Raw genomic sequence first — 21,116 nt, 5'->3', positions numbered from 1 at the left:
GCAACCCACCATGACCCGCATCGCGATCAACGGTTTCGGACGCATCGGCCGCAACGTGCTGCGCGCCCTGCTCGAGCGCGACAGCAAGCTCGAGGTGGTCGCCGTCAACGACCTCACCGAGCCCACCGCGCTCGCCCGGCTGCTCGCCTACGACACCACCGCCGGCCGGCTCGGCCGCCCGGTGAGCGTCGAGGGCGACACCCTGGTGGTTGACGGGCGCCGGATCAAGGTGACCGCCGAGCGCGACCCCGCGCAGCTGCCCTGGGCCGAGCTGAATGTCGACATCGTGCTGGAGGCGACCGGCCGCTTCACCTCCGCCGACGCCGCCCGCGCCCACCTGACCGCCGGTGCGAAGAAGGTCCTGGTCTCCGCCCCCTCGGACGGTGCGGACGTCACCCTGGCCTACGGCGTCAACACCGAGGCCTACGACCCGGCCGTGCACACCGTCGTCTCCAACGCCTCCTGCACCACCAACGCGCTCGCCCCGCTGGCCAGCGTCCTGGACGAGCTGGCCGGCATCGAGCACGGCTTCATGACCACCGTGCACGCCTACACCCAGGAGCAGAACCTCCAGGACGGCCCGCACCGCGACCCGCGCCGGGCCCGAGCCGCCGGCGTGAACATCGTGCCGACCACCACCGGCGCGGCCAAGGCCATCGGCCTGGTGCTGCCGAACCTGGCGGGCAAGCTCTCCGGCGACTCGATCCGGGTCCCCGTCCCGGTCGGCTCGATCGTCGAGCTGAACACCACGGTGGCCCGCGAGGTCTCCCGCGAGCAGGTGCTCGCCGCCTACCGCGAGGCGGCCGCCGGCCGGCTCGCCGGCGTGCTGGAGTACTCGGACGACCCGCTGGTCTCCGCCGACATCACCGGCAACCCGGCCTCCTCGATCTTCGACTCCGAGCTGACCCGGGTGGACGGACGGCACGTCAAGGTGGTCGCCTGGTACGACAACGAGTGGGGCTTCTCCAACCGCGTGGTCGACACCCTCGACCTGCTCGCCGGCGCCTGAGTCCGCCCTGGCCCGCGGGGCCGTCGTCCCGGGGGACGACGGCCCCGCGGGCAACTGCCGGCCCTGATCATGGCGATGGCCGGCCGCGGCTGCTACCTCGACGGCGACGGCGTCACCCTCCTGCGCGAACGCCAGGGGAGTTGATCGGCCCGGCGGCTCTGGAAGCCTGTTCGACTACGTCGGTGTCGAAGCCGTCCGGGTCGAGCGGTTCGGCGCCCATCGCACCGGCAGTTCCTTCAGGCCGTTCTGGAAGTTCGACACAAGTCGGCCCGGCGGTGCCCCGGTTGCCGGCTCCAGGCCCGGGAGCTCCAGCATCGCCCGGATCATCGCCCGGTACTGCATCCGGGCCAGCTGGGCGCCCAGGCAGAAGTGCGGGCCGAAGCCGAAGCTGACGTGGTCGTTGGGGGTGCGGGTCAGGTCGAACCGGTCCGGGTCCCGGAAGACCGCCCCGTCCCGGTTGGCGGCGGCGTGGTACACCACCACCTTCTGCCCTCGCCCGATCCGCACCCCGCCCAGGTCCACCTCGCAGGTCGCGGTCCGGCGGAACGAGACCACCGGCGGCCAGAAGCGCAGCATCTCCTCCACCGCCGAGCCGAGCAACTCCGGCTGCGCCAGCAGCAGTCGGTGCTGCGCCGGGTGGCTCAGCAGGCTGAGCAGGCCACCCGGCAGGCCGTTGCGCACCGTCTCGTTGCCCGCGACCGCGAAGAGGAAGAACGCGGTCTCGAACTCCTGGGTGCTCAGCCCCCCTTCGCGCATCCGCGCCAGCAGGCTGCCGGGGCGCGGGTTCACCGCGAGGCCGTGCGCGTAGGCGAACATGTCGGCCAGGGCGGCCCGGGAGCGCGGGTTGACGGGGCGTCCGTCCGGTGTGGTGCGGGTGGCCGGGCGGGCCGCGAGCGCGGTGCGGCCGAGCTCGGTGAGGCTCGCCGGGTCCACGGTGCAGGAGTCGGCGTAGTCCGCGTCCTGGTACCCGATCACCCGGTTCGACCAGTCCACCAGCAACTGCCGGTCCTGCTCCGGCACCCCGAGCACCCGCGCCAGCACCCGCACCGGCAGCTCGGCGGCCAGCCGCACGAAGTCGGCCTGCCCGACTTCCCGCACCGAGTTGACCAGCTCCCGCGCACACTCCTCGATCGCCGCGCTCAGCTCCCCCAGCGCCCGCGGCGTGAACGCCGCCGCCACGATCCGCCGCAACCGAGCGTGCTCCGGCGGATCCTGGTTGAGCATCATCGTCCGCGCGAACTCCAGGTCGGCCGAGCTGTCCGGATCCCGGATCTGCGTCGCCCCCAGGTAGGAGGAGAACACCCCCGGCGTACGCAGGACCTGCTTCACCTCCGCATGGCGCAGCACCGCCCAGTACCCCGGCCCGGCCGGCCACGCCCCCACCGCCGGCTCCCGCACCCACCACACCGCCCGCGCCGCCCGCAACTGCGCGAACAGCTCGTACGGCACGCCGACCGCGTACGTCTGCGGCCGGAAGATCCGGTCCACATCCACTTGATCCACCGTCACACCCAACGGCTTCCCCGGCCACCGCGGCGGCGCAAACCGACCGACCGCGGGCGGGCGCGGGCGCGTGCTGCCGCGGCTCCCTCCATCCGGCACCGGGATCCCATAAGGTCGGCCAATGGCCAAGTACTTCGACGTGCACCCAGAGTCTCCCCAGCCGCGCACCATCAGCACCGTGGCCGCCAGTCTCCGGTCCGGGGCGCTCATCGCGTACCCGACCGACTCCTGTTTCGCCCTGGGCTGTCAGTTGGACAACCACGACGGGCTGGAGCGGATCCGGACCATCCGGCGGCTGGACGAACGGCACCACTTCACGCTGATGTGCGTGGACTTCGCGCAGCTGGGCCAGTTCGTCCAGCTCGACAACAACGTGTTCCGGGCCGTCAAGGCCGCGACGCCGGGCAGCTACACGTTCATCCTGCCTGCCACCAAGGAGGTGCCGCGCAGGCTGCTGCACCCGAAGAAGAAGACGGTGGGGGTCAGGATCCCCGACCACGCCGTCACCAGGGCGCTGCTCGCCGAACTGGGCGAGCCCCTGGTCTCCAGCACCCTGCTCCTGCCCGGCGAGGACGAGCCGATGACCCAGGGATGGGAGATCAAGGAGCGACTCGACCACGTGCTGGACGCCGTGGTGGACTCGGGCGACTGCGGCACGGTCCCGACGACGGTCATCGACTTCTCCAGCGGCAGCGCTGAGATCGTCCGGCGGGGGGCCGGCGACACCGTCCGCTTCGAGTGACCGATGGGCACAACCCGCCGCCACCGCCGCACGACGGTGCCCGAGTGGCCGGGGCCGCTGCCACCGGGGCAGCCTGGAAGGGCACGGGGACGGTCCCGGAAACCGAGGAGCGGTCATGGACGACACCGACGTGCTCGTGGTGGGAGCGGGTCCGGTCGGCCTGACGGCCGCAGCCGAACTGCGTCGCCACGGGGTCGACTGCCGGATCGTCGACAGGTTGGCGACCCCGCAGCCGTACGCCAAGGCCGTCGGCATCCAGCCACGGACGCTGGAGGTCTGGGAGGACATGGGGCTGGTGGGCGCGGCGCTCGACGCGGCCGTGCCGATGCGAGGCCAGTTGACCTTCGTGGACGGGGCGGCCCGACCGCGGCTGGAGCTGGAGCTGCCGCCCCAGGTGCCGTACGGGTTCGCCGCACTTCCGCAGTACGCCACGGAACGGCTGCTGGCCCGACACCTGGCGGACTTCGGCACCGAGGTCGAGCGCGGCACCGAGGTGACCGAGCTGGATCAGCGGGACGGGCAGGTGCTGGTCTCGCTCGCCACCCCGGACGGGCCGGCCCGGTTGTCCGCCCGCTACGTGGTGGGCTGCGACGGTGCGCACAGCCTGGTCCGGCACGCCGCCGGGATCGGCTTCGGCGGCGACGCCTTCCCGGAGCAGTACATGCTCGGGGACGTCGAGGTCGACTGGGACCTGCCCGCGGGGTACGCAGTCCGCGCCACCCGCCTGGACGCCAAGGGTGCCGTGGACGACCTGCTGGTCTGCGTGCCCCTACCGGGCCGGCACCGGTACCGGATCTCGATGCTGGTCCCGCCCGAGCTGGCCCACGGGCCGGGCGGCGAGGTCGCCCACGGCCTGGAGGCCGGACGGGCCCCGGAGCTGCGGCACATCCAGGCGGTGCTCGACCGGCTGTCCCCGCGGCCGGCCACGGCGACCGACCTGCGCTGGTCCTCGGTCTTCCGGATCAGCCATCGGTTGGCCGGCCGCTACCGGGCGGGCCGCCTCTTCCTGGCCGGTGACGCCGCCCACATCCACCCGCCCACTGGTGCCCAGGGCATGAACACCGGCGTGCAGGACGCCTACAACCTGGCCTGGAAGCTGGCCCTGGCCGTGCACGGCCTGGCCGCCGACGACCTGCTGGACAGCTACCACGCGGAACGGCACCCGGTGGGCGAGGAGGTCGTCGGGCGCACGGTCCGGCACGCCCGGGGCGGCATGGACGCCGATCCGGACGACCCGGCCACCCTGCTGCTCCGGGAGGCCCAACTGCTGCTCGGCTACCGCAGCGGCCCGCTGACCGACGGTAACGGCTACCGGGGCCCCGGTCCCGCGGCCGGCGACCGCGCGCCGGACTGCACCGGACTGCGACGCCCGCTCACCAGCTACCCGGCGCGCCTGTTCGACCTGCTGCGCGGCCCGCGCCACACCCTGCTGCTGTACGCGGGGCCGGACGCCACCGCCGAGGCCCTGCGCGGGTACGCGGCGACCGCCCGGGCGGCGGCGCACCAACTGCTGGACGTGCACGCCGTTCTCGCGCCGGACGCGGCCCTCGACCCGGCCGAGCTGCGACTGCCGTACGTCCGCGACCACCACGGCAGCTTCATCACCGCGTACGCACCCCGGGACGGCGAGGCCTTCGTGATCCGCCCGGACGGCTACCTGGGCGCCCGCCTCCCCACGGCGGAGCCGCCCCGCCTCACCGCTCACCTGCGCCGCACCTTCTCGAGCTGACCCGGCGCAGGATCGCCCGAAGGCCGCCCCCCGACCTCGCGCCGGCGCGGCCGACCAGAAGCGGAACCCGCCCTCCTGAGCGGGAGCCTTACCGTGCGTCGGGCCCGTACGAGGTCAGGCCAGCACCAGCTCGTTCTCCACCTTGGCTGTGTCGCTGGGCACCTGGACGGTGTGGCCGGTGCGGGCGAAGCCGAGCTTGCGGTAGAAGGCCTCGGCCCGGTGGTTGTCCTGGTGCACGAAGAGGCGGACCCGGGAGATCGGCGGCTCGCCGTAACCGCGGGCGAAGGCCGTTGCCGCCTCGAACAGCTCGCGGGCCACGCCGGTGCCCCGGCACTCGGGGCGGACGAAGACGCCGACCAGGTGCGCCTGGTCCTGGGCGACCGGCCCGCCGAACACGTCCGCGCCGCCCGCCTGCTCGATCAGCACGCTGACCGAGCCGACCCAGCGCCCGTCCGACTGTTCGGCAACGAACTGGCGGCTGATCAACCCGCCGCCGGTGCCGGCCGCCCGCTGCTGCCAGAACTCGTCCGGCCGCGCGGCGGCCTGCTCGTAGGTGTCCAGGAAGGCGATGGCGGCCAGCGGGTCCTGGAGCGCGGCCAGCCGCAGCTCCTTGACCTCGGGCCAGTCCTCGGCGGTGACGGGGCGGATCCGAGTATTCATACGGATGATCATTCCAGCGGAATCGGCGGCTCCGCCACGGCATTTCCCGCCGCCACCGGCTCCGCGGCCGGCACCGGCGACGGTCGCTCGTACACCAGCACCAGCACCAGCACCCCCGTCACCACCGCGAGCAGGCAGAAGGCCGGCCAGCCGGAGAGCGCGAGCATCAGGGCCATCAGCACCCCGTTGAGCACCGCGCACAGCACCAGCAGCACCCGGACGAACAGCCGCACCTGCGGCCGACCCGCCGTCACGGCCACCACCACCGCGCAGACCAGCAGGAACACTGCCAGGCTGCCCTGCCCGACCCAGGAGGCCAGCGCGATCCGGGAGCTGGCGATCCCGCCCATCACCATGTGCTGCCTGCTGGCGGCGAACCCGAGCACCAGCCCGATCAGTCCCACCACCAGCGCCTCGACCAGCAGCACCACCGCCGCCAGCGTGAGCACCGCTCTGCGCATCCGCGCCGCCTCCCAGCTGTGAGCCCAGAGGTTACTGACGAGTTGTCTCAGGTCTCAAGGGGTAGAGCACGACCTTCGCCGCCGCCACGATGACGGGTATGCCGATCACCACCGCCGAGGCGGACAAGATCCTCGCCGACTACTTCGCCCCCTGGGTGCTCGACCTGGGCCTGACGGTCGTGGAGACCGGGGAGCGCCACGCGGTCCTTCGGCTGCCCTGGTCCGACCGGCTGGCCCGCGAGGGCGGCGGGCTGAGCGGGCAGGCGATGATGGCCGCCGCCGACACCGCGACCGTGGTGGCGCTGTCCAGTGCGCTCGGCGGCTTCGCGCCCATGACCACCGTTCAGCAGTCGTCCAGCTTCCAGCGCGCGGTGGTCGGCCGGGACCTGCTGGTGACCGCGCGGGTCACCAAGCTCGGCCGCCGGCTGGCCTTCGCCGAGATCACCCTGACCGCCGAGGGCGAGACCGAGCCGGCTGCTCAGGCAACCACGGTGTACGCGCTCGCGGGGTGAGTGCCCGCTCCCCGGGCGAGCCACCACAGGGCCTGGGGCGCACTCGCGGGACAGCTGGGACGTACCCGCAGCAGCCGGTGTGGCCAGGGTCACGCCCTCGGCTGCCATGCCCATGCCGGGACGGGATTGAACGGCCCAAGGACGGGCAGAGCCAAGGGGATTGGCCCGGGGACAGGGCCTGTCCACGGATCATGTCGAATCGGCGCGCGGCTCCCCCGGCCTTCGGCCGAAGGCGCCCCCCTCGGCGCCCGGCATGCTCCGTCGGACCGGCACCGGCGTCCTCGGGACCCCGACCCGATCCCGAGGAGGACCCGTCGTGGATCCCGCACGCCGTTATGCCGTCTCGCTGCCCGGCCAGGTGGGCAGCCACCGCCCCTCCACCGTGGTGATCGTGCACTGGACGCCGCGCACAGTGGGCGGGCGGACCGTCTACGCCGACCACACCGGCACCTTCCAGGTCACCATCGACGCCGACGGGGTGGCCGCGGTGGTCGACGGCGACGTCGGCCACCAGTACCAGTGCCTGCACACCGTGCCGCTGCCGGAACCGCGTTCGGCGGCCTGACGGCCGGTCGGTCGATGCACCGTCAGCCCGCCCGACCGGTCGGCGCCGTACCCGCTCGTCGGTGCCCGGCAGCTTCGCGGACGTGATCGCGATCCGGTTCCAGGTGTTGACGGCGCCGGTGCGGCCCGCTCCCGCTCGCCGAAGAAACCCGGCACCTCCCGTCGGAGCGCGAAGACCTCGGGAGCGGTGCGGGCGAGGTTGATCCGGGCGGTCCCAAGGCTGTTCGGCCGCATCGTCGTCATGACCTCAGGCCAGCTCCGTGATCGACCACGAGTAGGGTGCATTTCGATGGCAGAAACATGGGTCAATTCGGCCCAGCGGATCGGTCGTGACCTCCATCTCGACCTGCGGCTCGACCTGTCCGCCCCGGGCGGCCGACGGGCCGCGCTGATCCGCGCGCTGCGCGAGGCGGTGCGCGAGGGCCGACTGGCCCCGGGCACCCGGCTGCCCCCGTACCGCTCGCTCGCCGCCGATCTCGGGCTGGCGCGCAACACGGTGGCCGACGCCTACGCCGAGCTGGTGGCCGAGGGGTGGCTGACGGCCCGTCAGGGCGCCGGGACCCAGGTGGCCGAGCGGGCCCGGCCCAGACGCGGCCGACCCCCGCGCGGGTCCCGGGTGCTCCCGGTGGCCCCGCAGCACAACCTGCGCCCGGGCCAGCCGGACGCGGCCGGCTTCCCGCGCGCCGACTGGGTGGCCGCCGTCCGGCGCTCCGTCACCTCGGCCCCCAGCGCGGCCTTCGGGCCGGGCGATCCGCGCGGCCGGGAGGAGCTGCGCCGGGCCCTGGCCGACTACCTGGCCCGGGCCCGCGGGGTGCGCACCGACCCGGAGCGGATCGTGGTCGGCTCGGGCGTCGGCCCGGCGCTGCGGCTGCTGTACGGCGAGGGGGTGCTGCGCGGGCGACTGGCTCTGGAGGAGTACGGACTGCCGTTCCACCGCGAGCTGCTGGACCGCTCCGGCGTACGCACCGACCCGCTCGGCGTGGACGGGTACGGCGCCCGCACCGCCGAGCTGCCCGAGCTGCCGCGCGCCAGGGCGGTGCTGCTCACCCCGGCGCACCAGTTCCCGACCGGCGCCGCGCTGCACCCCGAGCGGCGCGCCGCCGCGGTGGACTGGGCCCGGCAGAGCGGCGGGGTGATCCTGGAGGACGACTACGACGGGGAGTTCCGGCACGACCGGACCCCGGTGGGCGCGCTGCAGGGGCTGGACCCGGACCGGGTGGTGTACCTGGGGTCGGTGAGCAAGAGCCTGTCCCCGGCCCTGCGGCTGGGCTGGCTGGTGCTGCCCGAGGGACTGGTCGACGCGGTGCTCGCGGCCAAGGGGCGCTGGGAGGCGTACGCGAGTGCGCTGGACCAGCTGGCGCTGGCGGACTTCATCGAGTCCGGCGGGTACGACCGGCACATCCGCCGGATGCGCCAGCGCTACCGGCGGCGGCGCGACGAACTGGTCGCGCTGCTGGCCGAGCGGGCCCCGCACGTCACGGTGACCGGGGTGGCCGCCGGGCTGCACGTGGTGCTGCGGCTGCCGGCCGGGACGGCGACCGCCGCCTGCCGGGCCGCCCGGGCGGCCGGGGTCGGGGTGGACGAGCTGGCCGGCTACCGGCACCCCGGCGCGGCGGGACCGGGGCAGGACGGGCTGGTGGTGGGGTACGCGGCGCCGCCGGACCACGCCTACCCGGCGGCGCTGGCGGCACTGGTGGACGTGCTCCCGCCGGCCGGCTGAGGGCGGGGGCACCGGGCTCGGGCGGGGCGGCCGCACCGGGGCCGCACCACGGGCCGCACCGGGCCGACGGCACGGGGCCCGCCGCCGAAGGTACCGCGGAGCGCGACGCGCCGGGCGAGGTCGCGGAAATGCCCTCCACGGCGGCCCCGGTGGGTGATCCTCGTCCGTAGTTCTGTAGTACGGTTCCCTGTCCGCCCATAGGAGCCCCTGGCCATGCCTCCCCGCACCCGCTGGCTGCTCAGCGCCCTGGTCCTGCTGCTCGCCGCCTGCGGGCCGACGGTGCCGGTGCGCAACGCCGCCGACGCCTCCCCGGTCCCGGGCAGCCTGCCGGGCCCGCAGACCCCGCCGCTGACGGACGATCAGCTGGCCGGCCAGCGGGTGGTCTACTCGTACAAGGGGTCCACCCCGCCCGAGCCGCTGCTCACCGCGATCCGCACGGGGCGGGCCGCCGGAGTGATCTTCTTCGGCTCGAACACCGCGGATCCGGAGCGGTTCCGGCAGGCCGTGGCGGCGCTGCGGCAGGCCCAGTTGCAGAGCCCGGTGCATCAGCCGCTGCTGCTGATGACCGATCAGGAGGGCGGTTCGGTGCGCCGGCTGCCGGGGGCGCCGGAGCTGTCGGCCCGCGCGCTCGGCGCGCAGCCCGACGCGGTGGCCGCCGCCCAGCGGGCCGGGCAGGAGGCCGGGGCCAACCTGGCGGCCGCCGGACTCAACGTCAACCTCGCGCCGGTGCTGGACGTGTACCGCGATCCGGGCAACTTCATCGACAAGCCGCAGCGCTCCTTCGGCCAGGACCCGGCGCTGGTCGCCGCACTCGGGCAGGCCTTCGTCACCGGGCAGCACGCCAGCGGGGTGGCGGGCACCGCCAAGCACTTCCCCGGCCTCGGGACGGCGCCGGCCAAGGCGGACACCGACCTGGGCCCGGTCACCCTGCCGGCCGGCCAGGAGGAGCTGAGCGCGGTCGACGAGGCGCCCTACGCGGCGGCGCTGGTGGCGGACGTGGACCTGGTGATGGTCTCCTGGGCCGTCTACCCGGCGCTGGACCCGTCCCGCCCGGCGGGACTGTCGCCCACCGTGGTCGGCGGCGAGCTGCGCGACCGGCTCGGCTTCCACGGGGTCACCGTCACCGACGCACTGGAGGCGGGCGCGCTGAAGGCCTACGGGGACACGGGCGAACGGGCGGTGGCCGCGGCGGCGGCGGGGATGGACCTGATCCTCTGCTCGGCCCAGGACCCGGCGCAGGGCGCGGACGCCACCGCCACCCTCTCCGACGCACTGGACTCCGGCCGACTGGACCGCGCCTCCTTCCTCTCGGCGGTCGACCGGATCACCACCCTGCGCGCCCGCCTGCGCTGACGGGCCGACTGGTGCCCTGTGGCGACCGGCCGGTGGCGGAAAGCCGACGAAGCCGCCCGCAGATCAGCCGTTCACGCACGGCGCCCGGTTCGGCTGGGCAGGATGGACCCATGGACGACGCCACCGAGCCGAGCCCGGGCGAGAAGGCCCAGCTGTACCTGGAGACGCTGCGCCTGCGGATGGACCCCGAGCCCTACCGGGTGCTGGGCGAGATGCTGCAGGAGATCGTCCGCCTGGTCGGCTCCCCGGGCCGGGCCGCCGAACAGGTCCCCGCGCCGCAGGACGAGGAGTACTACACGGACGAGGTGCGCGACGAGCTCATGGTGCTGGTCGCCATTCTGCTGACCGGCCGGATGGACCAGCACATCGTGAACGTGGGCAGCGGCTTCATCACCGTGGTCGACAGCGACGCGCTCGCCGACGAGTCCCGGATGTCCCACCTGCGCGACCAGGCAGCCGAGCGCCGCCGCCGCAGCAACGAGCAGGAGGCCGTGCTGCGCGGCATCGAGGACGCCACCAGGCAGCGGGACGACGCCTAGGGTGCCGCTGGCCGTCCCTGTTCCTGCCCCTCTCCGCACGCTGATCCCCCGACCGGCCCACCCCCCTTGCGGCCTCCCCGCCTCCCCACCGAGCCTGGCCAGAACACTGCCGCCGCGCCCCAGGAGCCAGCCGATGCCCAGGATGACCGAGTACCGCGAGGGCATGCCCTGCTGGGTGGACCTCAACGCCGCCGACCCGGACCGGGCCTGCGCGTTCTACCACGACCTGTTCGGCTGGGAGTTCGCCGACCCGGACCGGCCGGGCGGCCACTACCGGCCGGCCACGCTGCGCGGGCAGCTGGTCGCCGCGGTGAACGCGGTGCCGGCGGGGACGCCCACCGCCTGGGTCAGCTATCTGGCCGCCGACGACGCCGACCAGGTGGCCGCCCGGATCACGGACGCCGGCGGCCAGCTGCTGACGGAGCCGTTCGACGCCATGACGGCCGGCCGGATCGCGCTGGCCCGCGACCCGGCCGGCGCGGTCTTCGGGCTCTGGCAGGGGCGCGAGCAGAGCGGCTCCGGCCTGGCCAACGAGTCCGGCTCGTTCACCTGGAACGAGAACCTGTCCAACGACCCGCGCACCGCCCGGATCTTCTACAGCCAGGTGTTCGGCTACGAGTACGACGAGGTCCCGGGCCTGAACTACACCGTGGCCAAGGTGCACGGCGCCCCGGTGGGCGGCATCGGCGAGCTGCCCCCGATGGTCCCGCCCGGCTCCGACTCGTTCTGGAGCACCTACTTCGCGGTCACCGACACCGACATGGCGGCGGCCCGGATCGTCGAGCTGGGCGGCGAGCTGCTGGTGCCGCCGACCGACTCCCCGTACGGACGGATGGCGGTGGCCCGCGACGACGGCGGCGCCTTCTTCTGCATCATCTCCCCGACGCGCGGCTGACCCCGGGTCGGGCGGCGCCGAGCGGCGCCCCTGACCTCGTCCAGCGGGTGAGCGCGGGTTCCTGTGCGACCTACCGGCACGCTAAACTCAGCGAAGATTGGTCTAGACCTCAATACTCGCTTTTCGGACGGTGGGTCAAGCATGGAGATTGTGATCGTTCCCGACGCCGCTGCGGGCGGTGAGCTGATCGCCTCGGCGATCGCGGACCTGCTCACCCGCAAGCCCGACGCGATGCTCGGTGTGGCCACCGGCTCGACGCCGCTGCCGATCTACCGGGCCCTGGAGGCCAAGGTCAAGGCGGGCTCGCTCGACGTCTCCCGGGCCCGGGTCTGCCAGCTGGACGAGTACGTGGGCCTGCCGGTCGGCCACCCCGAGTCCTACCGCGAGGTGCTGCTGCGCGAGGTGCTGCAGCCGCTCGGCATCCCAGGTGAGCGCTTCATCGGCCCGGACGGCGCGGCCGAGGACATCGCCGGCGCCGCCACCGCCTACGACCAGGAGCTGGCCGCGGCCGGCGGGGTGGACCTCCAGCTGCTGGGCATCGGCACCGACGGCCACATCGGCTTCAACGAGCCCTGCTCCTCGCTCGCCTCCCGCACCCGGATCAAGACCCTGACCGAGCAGACCCGGGTGGACAACGCCCGCTTCTTCGACAGCCTGGACGAGGTCCCGCACCACGTGCTGACCCAGGGCATCGGCACCATCCTGGAGGCCCGCCACCTGGTGCTGCTCGCCACCGGCGAGGCCAAGGCGGAGGCCGTCGCGCAGACCGTCGAGGGCCCCCTGTCCGCGCTGGTCCCGGCCTCGGCGCTGCAGCTGCACCCGCACGCCACCGTGGTGGTGGACGAGGCGGCCGCCGCCCGCCTGAAGCTGGCCGACTACTTCCGCGCCACCTACGCGGCCAAGCCGTCCTGGCAGTCGATCTGACGCCAAGTCGACGTGCGGCGCGCGGGCCGGAGCGGACCACCGCTCCGGCCCGCGCCGTTCTCCAGCATGCCCCCACCCCCACCGCTCCCCGCTGCCCCCTCCGCCCCCGCGCTGCCGCGACTTGAAGATTTCTTCAATTCCAGTGAATGATGAGCGCATGCCGATCCCGCTCTACCAGGCCAAGGCCGAGTTCTTCCGCACCCTGGGCCATCCGGCCCGGATCCGGGTGCTCGAACTGCTCCAGGACGGCCCGCGCCCGGTGCGCGAGCTGCTGGCCGAGATCGAGATCGAGCCCTCCAGCCTCTCCCAGCAGCTGAGCGTGCTGCGCCGGGCCAGGCTGGTCACCGCCACCCGCGGCGGGAACACCGTGGTCTACGCCCTGAGCACCCCGGACGTGACCGAGCTGCTGCGCGCCGCCCGCCGGATCCTGACCGAGATGATCACCGACGAGGGCGCACTGCTCGACCAGCTGCGCCAGCCGGCCCTCCCCCGGAGCACCTCGTGACCGAGCAGCCGACCACCCCGACCGCCTCGATCACCCCCGCCCAGCACGCGGCCCTGATGGCGATCGCCGCCCGGGCGGCCGCCGACGGTACGGTGCGGGACGAACGGAGCAGGCGCAAGGCGGCCTGGGTGCGCGCCGCCATCTACATCGCCGGCACGCACTTCTTCGCGTTCTTCGTGATGCTGCTCTTCTTCCTCGGCAACCACCACTGACCCGCTGACCAGGCTCGGCCCACCCGACGCGCGTCAGTGCACCGCGCGGTGGCGTCCGCCGCCGGTCGTCGACTCGTGCTCGGTGATCATCCGCGCGGCCAGCACCAGCATCGCGACCACGGTGATCCCCCAGAAGATCGCGAACAGCACCAGCACCCAGAACGTCTGCACCTGGGCCCCCACCAACCCGAGCCCCATCGAGGCCGCGACCAGCACGAACACCGCCTTCGGCGTCACGTTCAGCAGCCGGTCGCGGATGTCGCGGAACGGGTGGACCTTCGCGGCCCCGGGGTTCGCCGTCGGTGTCTCGGCCATCACCGGCCTCCTCCACTGGGCGCACCGCCCGCCGGCGCGCGAGTGCTTTCCATGGTGCGCCCGTGCGCGTGTCGGCGCGCGCCCAGCCGCCGGGTATCCGGTGAGATGGAGACCACCGCCGGACCGTAGGAGCACGCATGGTCGCGAACACCCCCCTGGTCATCGTCGGCGCGAGCCTGGCCGGCGCCCAGGCCGCCCAGACGCTGCGCGCCGAGGGCTACGAGGGCCCGCTGGTCCTGATCGGCGAGGAGGACGAACTCCCCTACGAGCGGCCGCCGTTGTCCAAGGGCTACCTGCTGGGCAAGGAGCCCCGGCAGAAGATCTACGTGCAGCCCGCGCAGTGGTACCAGGAGAACCGGGTCGAGCTGCGGCTGGGCACCACCGCGACCGCCCTCGACCCGGCGGCCCACCGGCTCACCCTGGACGACGGCAGCACGCTCGGGTACGCCAAGCTGCTGCTCACCACCGGCGCCCGCCCGCGCCGGCTCCCGGTCCCCGGCGCCGACCTGGCCGGCGTGCACCAACTGCGCAGGGTCGAGGACAGCGACCGGCTGCGCGAGCTGTTCCGCACCGCCCAGCGCATCGCGGTGGTCGGCGCGGGCTGGATCGGCCTGGAGGCGACGGCTGCGGCCCGGGCGGCCGGCGTCGCGGTCACCGTGCTGGAGGCCCTCGAGCTCCCGCTGCTGCGGGTGCTGGGCCCCGAGGTCGCCACCGTCTTCGCCGACCTGCACCGCGAGCACGGCGTGGACCTGCGTCTCGGCGTGCAGGTCAGCGCCTTCGAGGGCACCGACGGGAAGGTGAGCGGTGTCCGGCTCGGCGACGGCAGCCTGGTCCCGGCCGAAGCCGTCCTGGTCGGCATCGGCGCCGCCCCGGCCACCGAACTCGCCGAGGCAGCCGGCCTGCTGGTCGACAACGGCATCCGCACCGATGCCTCGCTGCGCACCTCCGACCCCGACATCTACGCCGCCGGCGACGTGGCCCGCGCCGACCACCCGCTGATCGGCAAACCCGTGCGGGTCGAGCACTGGGCCAACGCCCTGCACCAGCCGCGCACCGCCGCCCGCGCGATGCTCGGCCAGGACACGGTCTACGACCGCACCCCGTACTTCTTCACCGACCAGTACGACCTCGGCATGGAGTACACCGGCTACGTCGAGCCGGACGGCTACGACCGCGTCGTCCTGCGCGGCGACCCCGCCACCCGCGAGTTCATCGCCTTCTGGCTGGCCGACAACCGCGTCCTGGCCGGGATGAACGTCAACACCTGGGACGTCACCGACACCATCCGCACCCTGGTCCGCTCCCCTGACCCGATCGACCCAGCCCGGCTGGCCGATCCGGACGTGCCGCTGGGCGAGGTCTAGGGTGACCGACCGCCGGGGTGCGCGGCACCCCGGCGGGGCGGGGTCAGTTCGCGTCGTCGTCCGGGTCGGCCGTGGCCGGGGCGCCGCCGGACAGGCCCAGCTTGGCCTCGGCCGTGGTCCAGTCCGTGGCGATGGCCTGCTGGGCTGCCGCCAGGGTGGTCTGGCCCTTGCAGATGGCCGTGTGCAGGTGGGTCTCCACCGAGTCCTTGGGGTTGTTCGGCCCCTTGCCGGAGACGTGGCCCGGGGACGGGGGCTCGACCCAGAGGTTGCGCGGGTCGTTGGGGTCGCCGCCGAGCTGCAGGGAGATCAGGTGGTCGTACTCCGCGTCCGCCATCGGGCCCGTGTAGCCGTACGACTTGGCGTTGTCCGACTTCTCCTTGCCGGTCACGCTCGCCGGCGGGCGGATCCCCGAGGTGTAGCCGCCCTGCTTGCAGATGGTCTGGTTGAGGGTGGCCTGGGTGACCGCGGGGCTGGTCGCCCCGGGGGTGCAGGTCAGGTCCGGCAGCGGCTGCTTGTCGGCGCTGTAGCGGTAGTGGCAGCTGCCCGCTGCCGGCTGCGCGGCAGCATGGTAGCTGTCCTGCGGCCCGGCCCCGGCCGGGATCTGATGGGCCGCCGCCGGCGGCGCCGCCTGGTCGGCTCCCTTGTTCTGCCCGTTGTGGCTCGGTCCGCAGGCGGCGAGCCCGCCCCACAGGACGACGATCGCGGCCGCGGCCGCCAGACGGCGACTGGTGGACATCACCGGGTGGTCCCTTCACTCGTGCACTGGTGCTGACGACCCGGCAGTCGCCGGGCCGTCCGAGCGGGATTCTCCCAGTCCGACCCCTGTTCGACCGAACAATCAGCCGAACTGCCACGTGACGCTCGGCGGGTTGGTGCTCTGCAGCGGATCGCTGCCGTTGCAGTAGGCGCTGACGGTGGTGTTGGCACGGACCAGCGGACTGGTGACCGCGTAGGGCACACCGTCGTGGACGCAGGTGATGACGACCTGGAACTCGTAGCCGTTCCAGTAGTTGTCGGCGCTGGGGCAGAAGATCGTGCCGCTGTCCCAGGTCCAGTACCGCTGGCAGATCGGCATCGCGGCGGCCGGGGCCGCCGTGGCGAGCTGCGCCACCCCGGCACCGGACACCGCGAGGGCGGCGGCCGCCAGCCCGACCAGCTTGCTGAGCACGGCCATCTTCGACTCCTGTTATGAGCTGAGATGAATCTGATGGCCCATAACGTGACAGCTCCGCTGACGCACCGTCAAGGGATCCGGCCTCCCGCGCCCCCGCATGGCCAAGTCGCGGTCAGGCCGTGCCCCACCATCCGGGACCCCTCCGCCCCCGGATCCGTCCAGCCCTAGGACCGCGCCGGCCGCCAGCACTTCGCCCGGTGCGCCCGGCGCCAGGCGGGGCCGGCCTGGGCCAGGGCCGCCTCGCCGGCCGAGGCCTGCTCGGCGTAGCGGCAGCCCAGGGCGAAGGTGTCCGCGCCCGCCGCCCGGGCCTGCTCGGCCAGGTCGAGCAGCAGGGCGCGGGCCACCACCGCGTCCTGGTAGCCGCCGAGGGCGTCCTGGACGGCGCGCAGCCGGTGCGCCGCGCGGTCCGCGCCGGCCAGCTCCGCGACGTAGCGGGCCCGCTTGGCCGCCTTGCGGGCCGCGTGCAGCGCCTCGTCCCGCCGCGGCCCGGCCGGCATCGCCAGCGCCGCCCGCAACCGCCGCCCGGTGCGCCGCCGTTCGCCCCGCAGCAGGCGCTCCAGTTCACCTCGCCCCCGCCGCGCCCGCCCCCGCCGCGCCCGACCGCGCAGCGGCGGCCGCTCGGCGAGCCGCTCCACGTTCGCCAGCAGCGCGAAGTACCGCCCGCTCGCCTGCACCTGGCGCAGCACGGCGTACGCCTCCAGGTACCGCCGCCGCAGCGCCTCCCGTGCCACCGGCTCCGCGGCCAGCCGCTCGCCCATCGTCTCCGCGTCCCGGGCCGCACCCAACACATGGCCCAGCCAGCGCAGTTCCTCCGCCACCGGGGCCGTCTCGGCGGTCCGCAGCCAGCGCCGGCAGCCGGTCAGCGCACTGCGCAGCCGACGGGCGCACACCCGCATCCGGTGCACCGAGTCCGCCTCCTCGCGGCGCACCGCGGCGTCCAGCGCCAGGAGTTCGGCACTCCAGGTGCGCAGGTAGCGGGTCAGCGCGGCACCGGCGCTGCCGGGGTGCGGCGGAGTGCGGCGCGGGCGGGCGGGCCGGATCTCGGACAGGCCGTCGGCGCGCAGCCGCCGGTCCAGCGCGGTGAGCAGGCGGCGCCGGCCGGCCAACAGGCGGACCCCGGTGCGCGACCAGCCGGCGGTCCGGCCGGGTCCGTCCAGGCCCTCGGCCCGGGTGGTGCCGCGCTCGACCTCGGCCAGGGCGCGGCCCGCGCTGTCCAGCAGCAGGGCGCGCTCGGTGCGGGTGGCCAGGCGCAGCACGGGGCGCAGCGGCCGGCCGCCGGTGTAGGCCTGGACCCGGGCCAGCAGTTCCGGGGGCGGCACCGCTGCGGAGGGCTCGCCGTGGTGCACCGCTCCCCCGGGCAGGGTGAGCGTCCACTGCCCGTCCGGGCCCCGTTCCAGCGCGCCGCCGTGCGCCCGCAGCCGCAGGCCCGCGGTGTCCCACCGCACCCGCACCGTCTCGGTCCGCCCGCCCGGGGCCACCTCGGCCACTCGCGCCAGCCCCTGCGGGCGCACCGGCCCGCTCGGCAGGCCCTGGTACGTCCGTTGTCGGTCAGCCGGCGCGGTCACCATGCCATCCAGCTTCCCGCCTGCGCCCGCCGGACGCACCCCCGGGCTGCGGGCTACCCGACCCCGCCGCCCGCCAGGAACCGCTCCACCGGCAGCGTCGCCGCCCCGAGCGCCACCGCGTCGGGGCCCAGCTCGCCCAGCACGATCCGCGTCTTGTCGAAGGGGTGCCGCAGCGCGTGCCGCCCCGCCGCCTCGCGGATCGCGGGCAGCATCTGCGCGCCGAGCAGTCGGCCCGCCCAGCCGCCCAGCACGATCAGTTCGGGGTTGACCAGGTTGATCAGGTTGCCGAGCCCGATGCCCAGGTACTCGCCGGCCTCGGCGAGCAGCTTGGCCCCGGCGCCCCCGTCGGCGCAGGCGGCCAGCATCGCGGCCAGTGCCTCCTCCTCGCCGACCGGTGCCGTCAGGCCGGCCAGGTCGCCCAGCTCGCGGAAACGCTCGACCAGCGCGCTGGCTCCCACGTACGCCTCCAGGCAGCCCAGCGCGCCGCACCGGCAACGCCGGCCGCCCGCCTGCACGGTGGTGTGGCCCCACTCGCCCGCGCTGCCGCCGACGCCCCGGTAGGGCGCGCCGTCCAGCACCAGCGAGGCGCCGACGCCCGAGCCGAGCAGCGCGATCACGGCGGTGCGGGCGCCGCGGCCGGCCCCGAACCAGAGCTCGGCCTGCCCCATCGTGGTGGCGCCGTTGTCGATCTGCACCGGCAGCTCGGTCAGCTCGCCGATCATCGCGGCCAGCGGGACGCCGTCCCACCCGGCGGTCTGACCGTGCACCAGCAGCGTGCCGCCGTCCCGGTGCTCGACCACGCCGGGCACGCCGACCCCGATCCCCAGCACCGGCGCGGTGGCCTGCGCCAGCACGGTGCGCAGGCCCTGGTCCAGCGCGGCCAGCGCCGCCGCCGGATCGTGCCGGTCCTGGGTCAGGACCAGCTCCACGCGGGCGCGTTCGGTCAGGTCCAGGTCGTACAGCTCGACCCGCACCCGGGTCTCGCCGATCTCCACCCCGATCACCTGACGGGCGTTCGGGTCGACCCGCAGCAGCACCTTGGGCCGACCGCCCTCGGAGCCCAGGGTGCCGGCCTCGACCAGCAGCCCGTCCTCGATCAGCTCGCCGGTCACGGTGCTGACCGCGCCGGGGCTGAGCCGGGTGGACTGGATCAAGTCCTGGCGGGCCAGCGGCCCGTGGAACCAGAGTCGGCGCAGCAGCACGGCGCGGTTGCCGCGGCGCAGGTCACGAACGGTCTGCGGCGGCTGCGCGGGCATCGGGCGCCGCCTCCTTCCGGGTCAGGGGTGCGGCTCCTGGGCGGCCGCCCCCGTGCGGTCCCCGCAAGTCTGCCGGACCGGCGGGCTTGCGCGCACCCTTGACGCCGAGCTTGCGGTCTCAGTTTAATCACGACGCAAAGAAAGCAGCGCGGCGCCCGAGCGCTCCAGCGCGCCACGGTGCCCTGCACACCTGCGGAGGAAGCCGGAAATCCCCCAGCGGCCCTCCGCCGACCGCTCCCTGCCTCAACTCCCGTTCCCCACCCGAGAAGGCAGCACATCATCATGGTCTCCACCACCACCCCCACCCGGGGCCGGGCCACCGCCCTGCTCGGCGCGGCCGTGCTCGCGCTCGGCGGGCTGCTCGGCCTGCCCGGCCACGCCGACGCCGCCGGCGGCCAGGTCAACGTCTGGCTGACCACCACCACCGACTCCGGCGGCCGAGCCGTGAGCCGAGGCCTGCAGCAGCAGGCCCCGCTCACCCTGAACGCCGGCTCCGCCACCGGCAGCCAGACCATCTCGGTCGACGAGTCCACCCGCTACCAGCAGTTCACCGGTGCGGGCGCCTCCTTCACCGACACCGCCGCCTGGCTGATGAACAGTTCCGGCGCGCTCAGCTCGGGCACCCGCGACACCGTGATGCGCAACCTGTTCGACCCGGTCAACGGGATCGGCCTGGACTTCCTGCGCAACCCGATGGGCGCCTCCGACCTGGCCCGGTACAACTACACCTTCGACGACCAGCCGGCCGGCCAGAGCGACCCCGCGCTGAACGGCTTCTCCCTCGCCCACGACCTCGCTGACGTGCTCCCGCTCACCAAGCAGGCGCAGGCGCTCAACCCCGCCCTCAAGGTGATGGCCACCCCATGGACGGCACCGGCCTGGATGAAGGACAGCGGCGCGGTCAGCCAGGGTTGGCTGCAGTCCCAGTACTACGCCGCCTACGCCCAGTACTTCGTGAAGTACCTGCAGGGCTACCAGGCCAACGGCGTGCACGTGGACTACGTGACCGCGCAGAACGAGCCGACCTGCTGCGCCGGCTACCCGTCGATGCAGTGGAACGGCTCGGGCCTGCACTACTTCGTCGGCACCGACCTGCTCCCCGCCCTGCACGCGGCCGGCCTGAGCACCAAGGTGCTGGCCCTGGACTGGAACTGGGACCAGTACGCCGGCTTCGCCCAGCCCACCGTGGACGACGCGGCGATCCGCACCGACCCGCTGTTCGGCGGCCTGGCCTGGCACGGCTACGGCGGCGACGTCTCCGAGCAGACCACCGTGCACAACCAGTACCCGACCCTGGACGCCTTCGACACCGAGCACTCCGGCGGCACCTGGATCGCCGACCAGCAGCGCGAGGACATGCTCAACATCATCGACTACACCCGCAACTGGGGTAAGTCGGTGGTCAAGTGGTCGCTCGCGGTGGACCAGAACATGGGCCCGCACAACGGCGGTTGCGGCACCTGCACCGGCCTGGTGACGGTGCACAACGGCGACTCGCGCAGCGGCCAGGTCGACTACACCGTGGAGTACTACGACCTCGGCCAGCTGACCAAGTTCGTCAAGCCCGGCGCCTACCGGATCGCCTCCACCGCCAGCACCGCGGTGCCGAACGTGGCCTGGCTCAACCCGGACGGCTCCAAGGCGCTGGTCGCCTACAACGACAGCGGCAGCGCGCAGAACCTCGCGGTCAACTGGGGCGGCCAGTCGTTCACTTACCAGCTCCCGGCGCACACCTCGGCCACCTTCACCTGGGCCGGCACCCAGAGCGGCTCGACCACCGGCCAGGTCACCGGCTACGGCGGCAAGTGCGTGGACGTGGCCGGCGCCAACTCCGCGAACGGGACCGCCGTCCAGCTCTACGACTGCAACGGCACCGGCGCCCAGCAGTGGACCGTCCCCGGTGACGGCACCCTGCGCGCGCTCGGCAAGTGCCTGGACCTGACCTCCGGCGGCACCGCCAACGGCACCCAGGCCCAGCTGTACGACTGCAACGGCACCGGCGCCCAGCAGTGGACCGCCACCGCCACGCACCAGTTGGTGAACCCGCAGTCCGGGCGATGCCTGGACGCGACCGGCCCGAGTTCCGCCAACGGCACCCGGCTGCAGATCTGGGA

Annotated in this window: 22 protein-coding genes; 14 read left to right on the top strand and 8 right to left on the bottom strand. The window is 74.1% G+C overall.

The window, feature by feature from the left end; genetic code table 11:
* Positions 1-10: 10 nt before the first annotated feature.
* Positions 11-1,009, top strand: coding sequence for a type I glyceraldehyde-3-phosphate dehydrogenase (gene gap / locus C7C46_RS04785; RefSeq protein WP_110666029.1), 999 nt, complete (start codon positions 11-13; stop codon positions 1,007-1,009).
* Positions 1,010-1,183: 174 nt separating this feature from the next.
* Here the strand turns inward: gap and C7C46_RS04780 are convergent, their stop codons facing one another.
* The gene (locus C7C46_RS04780) at positions 1,184-2,512 is read right to left on the bottom strand and encodes a cytochrome P450 (RefSeq protein ID WP_245984170.1); all 1,329 of its coding nucleotides are present in this window, start codon (positions 2,510-2,512) and stop codon (positions 1,184-1,186) included.
* A 121-nt stretch (positions 2,513-2,633) separates the two neighbouring features.
* On the opposite strand from C7C46_RS04780, the gene C7C46_RS04775 reads away from it, so the two are divergent.
* Together C7C46_RS04775 and C7C46_RS04770 are read left to right on the top strand one after the other, a co-directional pair.
* Positions 2,634-3,254: an L-threonylcarbamoyladenylate synthase gene (locus C7C46_RS04775; protein WP_110666027.1), complete on the top strand. Its 621-nt coding sequence runs from the start codon at positions 2,634-2,636 to the stop codon at positions 3,252-3,254.
* 115 nt (positions 3,255-3,369) lie between these two features.
* A complete protein-coding gene (locus C7C46_RS04770) occupies positions 3,370-4,983 on the top strand; it encodes an FAD-dependent monooxygenase (protein ID WP_110666025.1) in 1,614 nt (537 codons plus the stop codon).
* Positions 4,984-5,097: 114 nt separating this feature from the next.
* Here C7C46_RS04770 and C7C46_RS04765 read toward each other — a convergent pair whose 3' ends face one another.
* Positions 5,098-5,643 carry a GNAT family N-acetyltransferase gene (locus C7C46_RS04765; RefSeq protein ID WP_110666023.1) on the bottom strand — a complete coding sequence of 182 codons (546 nt, stop codon included), beginning with the start codon at positions 5,641-5,643 and terminating at the stop codon, positions 5,098-5,100.
* Between the two features lie 8 nt (positions 5,644-5,651).
* Positions 5,652-6,104, bottom strand: coding sequence for a hypothetical protein (locus C7C46_RS04760; RefSeq protein ID WP_110666021.1), 453 nt, complete (start codon positions 6,102-6,104; stop codon positions 5,652-5,654).
* Between the two features lie 98 nt (positions 6,105-6,202).
* On the opposite strand from C7C46_RS04760, the gene C7C46_RS04755 reads away from it, so the two are divergent.
* From C7C46_RS04755 to C7C46_RS04715, 9 genes are all read left to right on the top strand, one after another.
* Positions 6,203-6,616, top strand: a complete 414-nt coding sequence (locus tag C7C46_RS04755; protein WP_110666019.1) for a PaaI family thioesterase — start codon at positions 6,203-6,205, stop codon at positions 6,614-6,616.
* Between the two features lie 316 nt (positions 6,617-6,932).
* Positions 6,933-7,181: a DUF6296 family protein gene (locus C7C46_RS04750; protein WP_110666017.1), complete on the top strand. Its 249-nt coding sequence runs from the start codon at positions 6,933-6,935 to the stop codon at positions 7,179-7,181.
* 288 nt (positions 7,182-7,469) lie between these two features.
* Complete coding sequence (gene pdxR, locus C7C46_RS04745; RefSeq protein ID WP_110666015.1) at positions 7,470-8,900, top strand: MocR-like pyridoxine biosynthesis transcription factor PdxR; 1,431 nt, start codon at positions 7,470-7,472, stop codon at positions 8,898-8,900.
* 213 nt (positions 8,901-9,113) lie between these two features.
* Positions 9,114-10,253: a glycoside hydrolase family 3 N-terminal domain-containing protein gene (locus C7C46_RS04740; protein WP_110666014.1), complete on the top strand. Its 1,140-nt coding sequence runs from the start codon at positions 9,114-9,116 to the stop codon at positions 10,251-10,253.
* A 110-nt stretch (positions 10,254-10,363) separates the two neighbouring features.
* Positions 10,364-10,792 carry a hypothetical protein gene (locus C7C46_RS04735; protein WP_110666012.1) on the top strand — a complete coding sequence of 143 codons (429 nt, stop codon included), beginning with the start codon at positions 10,364-10,366 and terminating at the stop codon, positions 10,790-10,792.
* A gap of 133 nt (positions 10,793-10,925) precedes the next feature.
* Positions 10,926-11,687 carry a VOC family protein gene (locus C7C46_RS04730; RefSeq protein WP_110666010.1) on the top strand — a complete coding sequence of 254 codons (762 nt, stop codon included), beginning with the start codon at positions 10,926-10,928 and terminating at the stop codon, positions 11,685-11,687.
* A 141-nt stretch (positions 11,688-11,828) separates the two neighbouring features.
* Positions 11,829-12,611: a glucosamine-6-phosphate deaminase gene (gene nagB / locus C7C46_RS04725; RefSeq protein WP_110666008.1), complete on the top strand. Its 783-nt coding sequence runs from the start codon at positions 11,829-11,831 to the stop codon at positions 12,609-12,611.
* 157 nt (positions 12,612-12,768) lie between these two features.
* Positions 12,769-13,116 carry an ArsR/SmtB family transcription factor gene (locus C7C46_RS04720; protein ID WP_110666007.1) on the top strand — a complete coding sequence of 116 codons (348 nt, stop codon included), beginning with the start codon at positions 12,769-12,771 and terminating at the stop codon, positions 13,114-13,116.
* Positions 13,113-13,328, top strand: coding sequence for a DUF6126 family protein (locus C7C46_RS04715; protein ID WP_110666005.1), 216 nt, complete (start codon positions 13,113-13,115; stop codon positions 13,326-13,328). The genes C7C46_RS04720 and C7C46_RS04715 overlap by 4 nt, the downstream gene beginning before the upstream one ends.
* Before the next feature lie 33 nt (positions 13,329-13,361).
* On the opposite strand, the gene C7C46_RS04710 is transcribed toward C7C46_RS04715, so the two are convergent.
* Complete coding sequence (locus C7C46_RS04710; RefSeq protein WP_110666003.1) at positions 13,362-13,643, bottom strand: hypothetical protein; 282 nt, start codon at positions 13,641-13,643, stop codon at positions 13,362-13,364.
* 137 nt (positions 13,644-13,780) lie between these two features.
* Between C7C46_RS04710 and C7C46_RS04705 the strand changes: the two genes are divergently transcribed.
* The gene (locus tag C7C46_RS04705; RefSeq protein ID WP_110666001.1) at positions 13,781-15,007 is read left to right on the top strand and encodes an NAD(P)/FAD-dependent oxidoreductase; all 1,227 of its coding nucleotides are present in this window, start codon (positions 13,781-13,783) and stop codon (positions 15,005-15,007) included.
* A gap of 43 nt (positions 15,008-15,050) precedes the next feature.
* Here the strand turns inward: C7C46_RS04705 and C7C46_RS04700 are convergent, their stop codons facing one another.
* The 4 genes from C7C46_RS04700 to C7C46_RS04685 all read right to left on the bottom strand — a co-directional run bounded on the left by C7C46_RS04700 (position 15,051) and on the right by C7C46_RS04685 (position 19,002).
* Positions 15,051-15,743, bottom strand: a complete 693-nt coding sequence (locus tag C7C46_RS04700; protein ID WP_110665999.1) for a hypothetical protein — start codon at positions 15,741-15,743, stop codon at positions 15,051-15,053.
* Between the two features lie 102 nt (positions 15,744-15,845).
* Positions 15,846-16,181 (bottom strand): hypothetical protein, encoded by a 336-nt coding sequence (locus tag C7C46_RS04695; RefSeq protein ID WP_110665997.1) that lies wholly within the window; start codon positions 16,179-16,181, stop codon positions 15,846-15,848.
* 164 nt (positions 16,182-16,345) lie between these two features.
* Positions 16,346-17,749: a CYTH and CHAD domain-containing protein gene (locus C7C46_RS04690; protein ID WP_110665995.1), complete on the bottom strand. Its 1,404-nt coding sequence runs from the start codon at positions 17,747-17,749 to the stop codon at positions 16,346-16,348.
* 50 nt (positions 17,750-17,799) lie between these two features.
* Complete coding sequence (locus C7C46_RS04685) at positions 17,800-19,002, bottom strand: ROK family transcriptional regulator (protein WP_110665993.1); 1,203 nt, start codon at positions 19,000-19,002, stop codon at positions 17,800-17,802.
* A 282-nt stretch (positions 19,003-19,284) separates the two neighbouring features.
* Here C7C46_RS04685 and C7C46_RS04680 point away from each other — a divergent pair.
* On the top strand, positions 19,285-21,116 hold a 1,832-nt coding region (locus C7C46_RS04680), incomplete at its 3' end, for a ricin-type beta-trefoil lectin domain protein (RefSeq protein ID WP_110665991.1).

The organism is Streptomyces tateyamensis, from assembly GCF_003205575.1.
GTDB classification, from domain to species: domain Bacteria; phylum Actinomycetota; class Actinomycetes; order Streptomycetales; family Streptomycetaceae; genus Kitasatospora; species Kitasatospora tateyamensis.
This window is presented reverse-complemented; position numbering and strand designations above follow the sequence as displayed.

Coding starts and splice junctions, on each gene's coding strand:
- gap (WP_110666029.1), top strand. CDS start 11: ATGACCCGCATCGCGATCAACGGTTTCGGACGCATCGGCCGCAACGTG.
- C7C46_RS04775 (WP_110666027.1), top strand. CDS start 2,634: ATGGCCAAGTACTTCGACGTGCACCCAGAGTCTCCCCAGCCGCGCACC.
- C7C46_RS04770 (WP_110666025.1), top strand. CDS start 3,370: ATGGACGACACCGACGTGCTCGTGGTGGGAGCGGGTCCGGTCGGCCTG.
- C7C46_RS04765 (WP_110666023.1), bottom strand. CDS start 5,643: ATGAATACTCGGATCCGCCCCGTCACCGCCGAGGACTGGCCCGAGGTC.
- C7C46_RS04760 (WP_110666021.1), bottom strand. CDS start 6,104: ATGCGCAGAGCGGTGCTCACGCTGGCGGCGGTGGTGCTGCTGGTCGAG.
- C7C46_RS04755 (WP_110666019.1), top strand. CDS start 6,203: ATGCCGATCACCACCGCCGAGGCGGACAAGATCCTCGCCGACTACTTC.
- pdxR (WP_110666015.1), top strand. CDS start 7,470: ATGGCAGAAACATGGGTCAATTCGGCCCAGCGGATCGGTCGTGACCTC.
- C7C46_RS04740 (WP_110666014.1), top strand. CDS start 9,114: ATGCCTCCCCGCACCCGCTGGCTGCTCAGCGCCCTGGTCCTGCTGCTC.
- C7C46_RS04735 (WP_110666012.1), top strand. CDS start 10,364: ATGGACGACGCCACCGAGCCGAGCCCGGGCGAGAAGGCCCAGCTGTAC.
- C7C46_RS04730 (WP_110666010.1), top strand. CDS start 10,926: ATGCCCAGGATGACCGAGTACCGCGAGGGCATGCCCTGCTGGGTGGAC.
- nagB (WP_110666008.1), top strand. CDS start 11,829: ATGGAGATTGTGATCGTTCCCGACGCCGCTGCGGGCGGTGAGCTGATC.
- C7C46_RS04720 (WP_110666007.1), top strand. CDS start 12,769: ATGCCGATCCCGCTCTACCAGGCCAAGGCCGAGTTCTTCCGCACCCTG.
- C7C46_RS04710 (WP_110666003.1), bottom strand. CDS start 13,643: ATGGCCGAGACACCGACGGCGAACCCCGGGGCCGCGAAGGTCCACCCG.
- C7C46_RS04705 (WP_110666001.1), top strand. CDS start 13,781: ATGGTCGCGAACACCCCCCTGGTCATCGTCGGCGCGAGCCTGGCCGGC.
- C7C46_RS04700 (WP_110665999.1), bottom strand. CDS start 15,743: ATGTCCACCAGTCGCCGTCTGGCGGCCGCGGCCGCGATCGTCGTCCTG.
- C7C46_RS04695 (WP_110665997.1), bottom strand. CDS start 16,181: ATGGCCGTGCTCAGCAAGCTGGTCGGGCTGGCGGCCGCCGCCCTCGCG.
- C7C46_RS04690 (WP_110665995.1), bottom strand. CDS start 17,749: ATGGTGACCGCGCCGGCTGACCGACAACGGACGTACCAGGGCCTGCCG.
- C7C46_RS04685 (WP_110665993.1), bottom strand. CDS start 19,002: ATGCCCGCGCAGCCGCCGCAGACCGTTCGTGACCTGCGCCGCGGCAAC.